Annotated in this window: 6 protein-coding genes; 4 read left to right on the forward strand and 2 right to left on the reverse strand. The window is 71.7% G+C overall.

Translation table 11 applies throughout. The features are described from left to right. Window positions 1–187: 187 nt before the first annotated feature. The 3 genes from ACFWU3_RS07545 (at window position 188) to ACFWU3_RS07555 (ending at window position 3,390) form a co-directional block, all read left to right on the forward strand. Window positions 188–799 (forward strand): ATP/GTP-binding protein, encoded by a 612-nt coding sequence (locus ACFWU3_RS07545; RefSeq protein WP_384432642.1) that lies wholly within the window; start codon window positions 188–190, stop codon window positions 797–799. A 103-nt stretch (window positions 800–902) separates the two neighbouring features. Next, window positions 903–2,021 carry a phosphoserine transaminase gene (gene serC / locus ACFWU3_RS07550; RefSeq protein WP_384432645.1) on the forward strand — a complete coding sequence of 373 codons (1,119 nt, stop codon included), beginning with the start codon at window positions 903–905 and terminating at the stop codon, window positions 2,019–2,021. A gap of 196 nt (window positions 2,022–2,217) precedes the next feature. Then, the gene (locus ACFWU3_RS07555; RefSeq protein WP_384432648.1) at window positions 2,218–3,390 is read left to right on the forward strand and encodes a serine hydrolase domain-containing protein; all 1,173 of its coding nucleotides are present in this window, start codon (window positions 2,218–2,220) and stop codon (window positions 3,388–3,390) included. A gap of 83 nt (window positions 3,391–3,473) precedes the next feature. Here ACFWU3_RS07555 and ACFWU3_RS07560 read toward each other — a convergent pair whose 3' ends face one another. Next, on the reverse strand, window positions 3,474–4,343 hold the full coding sequence (locus tag ACFWU3_RS07560) for an ABC transporter permease (RefSeq protein ID WP_384432651.1): 870 nt from the start codon (window positions 4,341–4,343) through the stop codon (window positions 3,474–3,476). Then, window positions 4,340–5,350 (reverse strand): ATP-binding cassette domain-containing protein, encoded by a 1,011-nt coding sequence (locus tag ACFWU3_RS07565; RefSeq protein ID WP_384432654.1) that lies wholly within the window; start codon window positions 5,348–5,350, stop codon window positions 4,340–4,342. The genes ACFWU3_RS07560 and ACFWU3_RS07565 overlap by 4 nt, the downstream gene beginning before the upstream one ends. Window positions 5,351–5,449: 99 nt before the next feature. Between ACFWU3_RS07565 and ACFWU3_RS07570 the strand changes: the two genes are divergently transcribed. Continuing rightward, window positions 5,450–6,211, forward strand: coding sequence for a TetR/AcrR family transcriptional regulator (locus tag ACFWU3_RS07570; RefSeq protein WP_384432657.1), 762 nt, complete (start codon window positions 5,450–5,452; stop codon window positions 6,209–6,211). The last annotated feature ends 463 nt before the right edge of the window (window positions 6,212–6,674 follow it).

A 6,674-nucleotide genomic window follows, 5' to 3' on the forward strand; every position in this document is an offset into this window, starting at 1 on the left:
CCGCCGCGAAACGGGCCGGTCCGGCGGCCGCTCTCTGCCAGGCCTTGGCAAAGCCGGGGGGGAAGAGCCCAAAGTGATCGCCAACTCTCCTATAGTGACGAGCACTTGATCGGGAACACGCGGCTCCAGTTCTGCCCCCGCCACCCCTCGGAAGGCAACACTCGATGACCGGCACCGCTCAGAAGCGATGACCCGCGGTACGCGGGCGGTCCCCCCGGCCGGGCCACACCCCACGCCTGTCGGGACGACCGAGAACACCCTGAAGATCGTCGTCGTCGGCGGCTTCGGCGTCGGCAAGACCACGATGGTCCGCTCCGTCAGCGAGATACGCCCGCTGCACACGGAGGAAGTGATGAGCCGCGCCGGCCGCAGCCTGGAGGACACCAGCAGGGTCAGCGGCAAGAACGCCACCACCGTGGCGTTCGACTTCGGACGCATCTCGATCGACGACCGGAGCGTCCTCTATCTCTTCGGCGCCCCCGGCCAGAAGCGCTTCTGGTTCCTGTGGGAACGTCTGCTGGCGGGCACGATGGGCGCCGTCGTCCTCGTCGACACCCGCTGCCTCGACGACGCCTGGTACGCCCTGGACCGCCTCGAACACCACGGCATGCCGTACATCGTCGCGGTGAACGACTTCGGCGGACCGCTGCACAGCGACGAGCACATCCGCGAGGCGCTCGCGCTCGGCCCCGACGTGCCGATGGTGGAGTTCGACGCCCGCGACCACTCGTCCAGCAAATTCGTCCTGATAGCGCTGGTCGAGCATCTGCACGCCCTGGCGGTCCGCCGCAAGGGCTGAGCCGCCGGTGACGCCGGACACCGGTACGACCGTCATATGGGCAGCTGTCTCATCCGCCGGACCACGTCCGCGCGACGCCCCGTGACCGACTACGCTCCGGAACGTGGCTGAGATCCGGATTCCCGCTGACATCAAGCCCGCCGACGGCCGTTTCGGCGCGGGCCCCTCCAAGGTGCGGACGGAGGCGCTCGACGCCCTGTCCGCCACCGGCACGTCCCTGATGGGCACGTCCCACCGCCAGGCCCCGGTGAAGAACCTGGTCGGCGCGGTGCGCGACGGCGTACGCGACCTGTTCCAGCTCCCCGAGGGCTACGAGGTGATCCTCGGCAACGGCGGCTCCACCGCCTTCTGGGACGTCGCGACGCACGGCCTGATCGACAACAAGTCCCAGCACCTGTCGTTCGGCGAGTTCTCCTCCAAGTTCGCCAAGGCCGCCAAGCTCGCACCCTGGCTGGCCGAGCCCACCGTCATCACCTCCGAGCCGGGCACGCACCCCGAGCCCGAGGCCGAGGCGGGCGTCGACGTGTACGGCTTCACGCACAACGAGACCTCGACCGGTGTCGCCGCCCCCATCAAGCGCGTGAACGGGGCCGACGAGGGCGCGCTGGTCCTGGTGGACGCCACCTCGGGCGCCGGCGGCCTGCCCGTCGACATCGCCGAGACCGATGTCTACTACTTCGCCCCGCAGAAGTCCTTCGCCTCCGACGGCGGCCTGTGGATCGGTGTCTTCTCCCCCGCGGCCCTGGAGCGCGCCGCGCGCATCCACGGCTCGGGCCGGCACGTCCCGGAGTTCTTCAGCCTCCCGACGGCGATCGACAACTCCCTGAAGAACCAGACGTACAACACCCCCGCGCTGGCGACCCTCTTCCTGCTGAACGAGCAGCTGAAGTGGATCAACGGCCAGGGCGGTCTCGACTGGTCGGTGCGCCGGACGGCGACCTCCTCGCGGACCCTGTACGGCTGGGCGGAGGCGTCGAAGTACGCCACCCCGTTCGTCGTCGACCCGGCCAAGCGCTCGCAGGTCATCGGCACCATCGACTTCTCCGACGACATCGACGCGTCCGCGGTGGCCAAGGTGCTGCGCGCCAACGGCATCGTCGACACCGAGCCGTACCGCAAGCTGGGCCGCAACCAGCTGCGCGTGGCGATGTTCCCGGCGATCGACCCGGCGGACGTCGAGGCGCTCACCGCGTGCGTCGACTACGTGATCGAGAACCTCTGACACCCACGTCGTACGAGTGAGGGGCCCGGCGGCCGAGGCTGCCGGGCCCCTCGTCGTACCGGTGGGCGCGGCTGCCGGGCCTCCCGTCGTCCCGGTGGGCGCGGGCTCGGCCGGATGGAGCAGCGGCGCGGGCAGGGGCGGGGCGGCCGCCCGATGCTGAGCGTGCCCATCGTGCTCGCCCACCGGGAGAACCACCGTGCCGCTGCCCCGACGCTCGCCGCTTCGTCTGTCCGCCGCCGCCCTGCTGACTGCCGCCGGTCTCGCCGGGCTGGTGTCCGCGCCCGCCCGCGCCGCCGACCCCGCCGGCTCCGACCACGACCGCGCGCTGCAACGGCAGTTGCAGCAACTGATCGCCGCCCCGGGCGGGCCGCCCGGCATCATCGCCGTCCTCCGGCGCGACGGCCGCTCGGAGGTCCACCGCGCCGGTGTCGCCGAGATCGGCACGGACCGGCCGGTCCGGGTGAGCGACCACATGCGGATCGCCAGTACGGCCAAGGCGTTCAGCGGAGCGGTCTCCCTCAGCCTCGTCGACCGCGGGAAGCTGCGCCTGGACTCCACCATCGGCAGGGTGCTGCCCGGGCTGCCGCGCGCCTGGCACCGGGTCACGCTGCGGCAGTTGCTCAACCACACGAGCGGCCTCCCGGACTACTCCGAGGACCGGGAGTTCCTGGAGCTCCTGGCCGCGGACCCGCAGCGGCGCTTCGACTCCCGCCGGCTGCTCGACTTCGTCGCCGGCGAGCCGCTCCGGTTCCGGCCGGGCTCGCGGTACCGGTACTCCAACTCCGACAACATCGCCGTGGCCCTGATGGCGGAGGCGGTCACGGGCCGGCGCTACGAGGACCTGCTCGCCCGTCTTGTGTACCGCCCGCTCGGTCTGCGCGACACCAGCCTCCCGCAGGGCTACGAGCTGCCCGAGCCGTACCTGCACGGCTACGACGTCACCCCACCTGACCCGCCGGAGGACGTCTCCGAGGTGCTCAGCGCGTCCGGCGTCTGGGCGTCCGGCGGCATCGTCTCGACACCGCGGGACATGACGGCGTTCGTCCGCGGCTACGCGGGCGGCAGGCTGATCTCGGCGCGGACGCTGCGCGAGCAGCGACGCTGGGTCGCGGGCGCGTCGGAGCCGGCGGGGCCGGGCGCGAACAAGGCCGGTCTCGCGATCTTCCGCTACGCGACACGGTGCGGGGTGGTGTACGGCCACACCGGCAACTTCCCCGGCTACACGCAGCTCATCGCGGCGACGGCCGACGGCAGGAGGTCGCTGACGTTCTCGATCACGACCCAGGTGAATCGGCTGAACAAGCCGGAGCTGCTGGAGCAACTGCGGGACGTCCAGGAGGACTTCGTCTGCGAGCTGCTGCGCCGGTAGACGCGTGCGCCACGCGGGTGGGGCCATCCCCCGGTTCCGGCCCCACCCGCGAGCGACCCGCGCTCAGGCCCCGGCGCGCATCGTCAGCGGCTCAGGCGCTGGAAGCGGCGGACCGCCAGCGGCAGGAACACCGCCGTCACGGCCAGCGGCCACACCACCGCCATCAGCACCCCGTGCTCCTGAATCCAGCTCCCGTCCCCCGCGACCGGATTGCCGAACAGCTCCCGGGTCGCCGCGGCCGTTGACGAGATCGGGTTCCACGCCGCGACCGTGCCGAGCCAGTCGGGCATCGACGACGGCGGGACGAAGACGCTGGAGATCATCGTGAGCGGGAACACCACCGCGTAGAGACCGCCCGCCGCCTCCGGGCTCGGCACCAGCAGGCCCAGCCAGATCCCGACCCAGATCAGACTGAACCGCAGCAGGACGAGCAGCGCGAACGCGGCCGCCGTGCCCAGGATTCCGCCGTCCGAGCGCCAGCCCATCACCAGCGCCGTGGCCGCGAGGATCGTCAGCTCGGCGCAGGCCACGAGCAGATCGTTGACCCCGCGGCCGGCGACGACGGCGGACGGTGCCATCGGCATCGAACGGAAACGGTCGATGACCCCCTTCGAGGAGTCGGTGACGACCGAGATGGCCGTGTTCATGAAGCCGAAGGCCATGGTCATCACGAACATGCCCGGCATCAGGAAGTCGCGGTAGTCGCCCCCGCCCGGCGGCTTCATCGCGCCGCCGAAGACATAGCCGTACAGCAGCACGGAGACGATGGGGAAGCCCAACTGCCAGGCGATGTACGAGGGTTGTCGCCAGTAGTGGGTCAGCCCGCGGCGTACGACGTTCCAGCAGTCCAGCACCGCCCAGTACAGCCGGCGCTCCCCCTCGGTCTCGACCCGCAGATCGACGGCGGCGACAGCCGTGGTCGCCGGTCCGCTGCGGTCCATGACGTCGCTCATGCCGCGCTCACCTCGGTCTTCTCGGTAGTCCCGGTCGTGCCGGTCTTCTCGGTCGCGTCGGGCGTCTCGGTACGGTGGCCGGTCAGGCGCAGGAACACGTCGTCCAGGCTGGGCCTGCGCAGGCCGATGTCCTCCACCGCGACGCCCGCGTCCTGGAGGGTGCGCGCCACCTCGGTCAGCGCCGCCACCCGGTCGGTCACCGTCGCGTGCACCCGGCGCTCCTGCTCGCTGGTCTCCGGCCGGCCCTGCGCGACGCGCGCGACCACCGCAGCGGCCGCCGGCAGGTCCGCGGGATCGCCGACGACGAGCTCGATACGGTCGCCGCCCACGCGGTTCTTCAGCCCGTCGGGGGTGTCGTCGGCGATGGCCCTGCCCTGGTCGATGACGGTGATGTGCGAGGCCAGCTTGTCCGCCTCGTCGAGGTACTGCGTGGTCAGCAGCACGGTCGTCCCGCCCGCCACCAACTCCCGTACGGCCTTCCACACTTCGCCGCGCCCGCGCGGGTCGAGGCCCGTCGTCGGCTCGTCCAGGAACAGCACCTCGGGCGCGAGGATCATCGAGGCGGCGAGGTCGAGGCGTCTGCGCATACCGCCGCTGTACTGTCCGACGCCCTTGTCCGCCGCCTCCACCAGGTCGAACTGCTCCAGCAGTTCACCGGCGCGCAGCGCGGCCCGCCTGCCGCCCAGATGGAAGAGCCGCCCGAACATCTCCAGGTTCTGGCGGCCGGTGAGGATCTCGTCGACGGCGGCGTACTGACCGGCGAGCCCGATCCTGCCGCGGACGCGGCGGGGGTCGCGCGCGACATCCGCGCCGGCGACCCGCGCCCGTCCGCCGTCGAACCGCAGCAGCGTGCTGAGGATGCGCACGGCGGTGGTCTTGCCGGCGCCGTTCGGCCCGAGCAGGCCGTGCACGGTGCCCCGGCGCACGGCCAGGTCGAAGCCGTCGAGTGCGCGCTTGTCCCCGTATCTCTTCTCGATCGCTTCGGCGAGTACGGCGTGTTCGTTCACGGGCCCTCCCGGCAGGACGGATGACAGACAACTGGGTACGGTGTACTCACAAGAGAGTACAGCGTACCCAGTTCTTGTCCAGCGCATTAGGCTGAAGCCATGACGACCGAAACGAGCGGCAGCGGAGACATCTCCCGCACCCTGGAGCTCCTGTGGGGCACGGGCGAGCGTCCGAGCCGGGGCCCGAAGCCCGGCCTGACCCTCGACCGCATCGTGACGGCGGCCGTCGAGATCGCCGACGCGGAGGGGCTGGCGGCCGTCTCGATGCGCCGCCTGTCCACGGAACTGGGCGCCGGCACGATGACGCTCTACCGGTACGTCCCCGGCAAGGCCGAGCTGCTCGACCTGATGCTGGACCGGGTCGGCGGCCAGCCCCCGGCCACGAAGGAGCCCGAGGCGGACTGGCGCGCCGCGATCGACGCCCTGGCGCGCGGCTACCTCACGCTCTACCGCGAGCACCCCTGGCTCCTCAAGGTCAACCAGGCCAGAACGGTCCTCGGCCCGAGCGCGCTACGGGGACTGGAGCACGCGTTGACGGGCCTTCAGGGCATGGGCCTCACGGACCCCGAACTGATCTCGGTGATCATCGCGACGCAGAGCTTCGTGATGGGCATCGCCCGGATGGAGATCGAGACGATCGAGGCGGCGAAGGCGACGGGCCGGAGCGACGAGGACTTCTGGGAGGGGCAACGGCCGTTCCTGGAACGGGCGATGCTGAGCGGGGAGTACCCGCGGATGGCGGCGCTGGCGGAGGACACGTTCAGCAGGGACTTCGACCATTTCGAGTTCGGGCTGGGAAGGCTGGTGGCCGGCCTGGAGACCCTGGTCCGCGACCGCGCATCGAGCCCGGCCGGCGATTGAAGCGGGGCGGGGCCCGGGGCAGCGCCCCGCGAACCGGCCGCACCATCACTGCCGCCCCCGCCCCCGGCTACCCCCCCCCCCCAAAACCCCCCCGGCGGTTGTTCCCCCCCGGGGCCCGGGGCAGCGCCCCGCGAACCGGCCGCACCATCACTGCCGGGCACGCCCTACGGCCGTGTCCTCAAGCGCCGGACGGGCTGAACTTGCCCCGCACACCGAGGCGAACCATCCAGCCCCCGCCGGGACAACAGGCCCCACATCCAGCCCCGCCAGGGCAACGGGCCGCACATCAAGCCCCACCGGGACAACGGGCCGCACATCAAGCCCCGCCGGCGATTGAGGCGCGGGGCCCGGGGCAGCGCCCGCGAACCGCCCGCACCATCACTGCCGGGCACGCCCTACGGCCGTGGGCGGAAGCGGCGCACCGGGGGAACTTGCGCCGCACCACGAGCCCAACCCACAAAAC

Source organism: Streptomyces sp. NPDC058685, from assembly GCF_042714725.1.
Classification (GTDB): domain Bacteria; phylum Actinomycetota; class Actinomycetes; order Streptomycetales; family Streptomycetaceae; genus Streptomyces.

Excerpts from the sequence above, each read along its gene's own strand:
- ACFWU3_RS07545 (WP_384432642.1), top strand. The coding sequence starts at position 188 with ATGACCCGCGGTACGCGGGCGGTCCCCCCGGCCGGGCCACACCCCACG.
- ACFWU3_RS07560 (WP_384432651.1), bottom strand. The coding sequence starts at position 4,343 with ATGAGCGACGTCATGGACCGCAGCGGACCGGCGACCACGGCTGTCGCC.
- ACFWU3_RS07570 (WP_384432657.1), top strand. The coding sequence starts at position 5,450 with ATGACGACCGAAACGAGCGGCAGCGGAGACATCTCCCGCACCCTGGAG.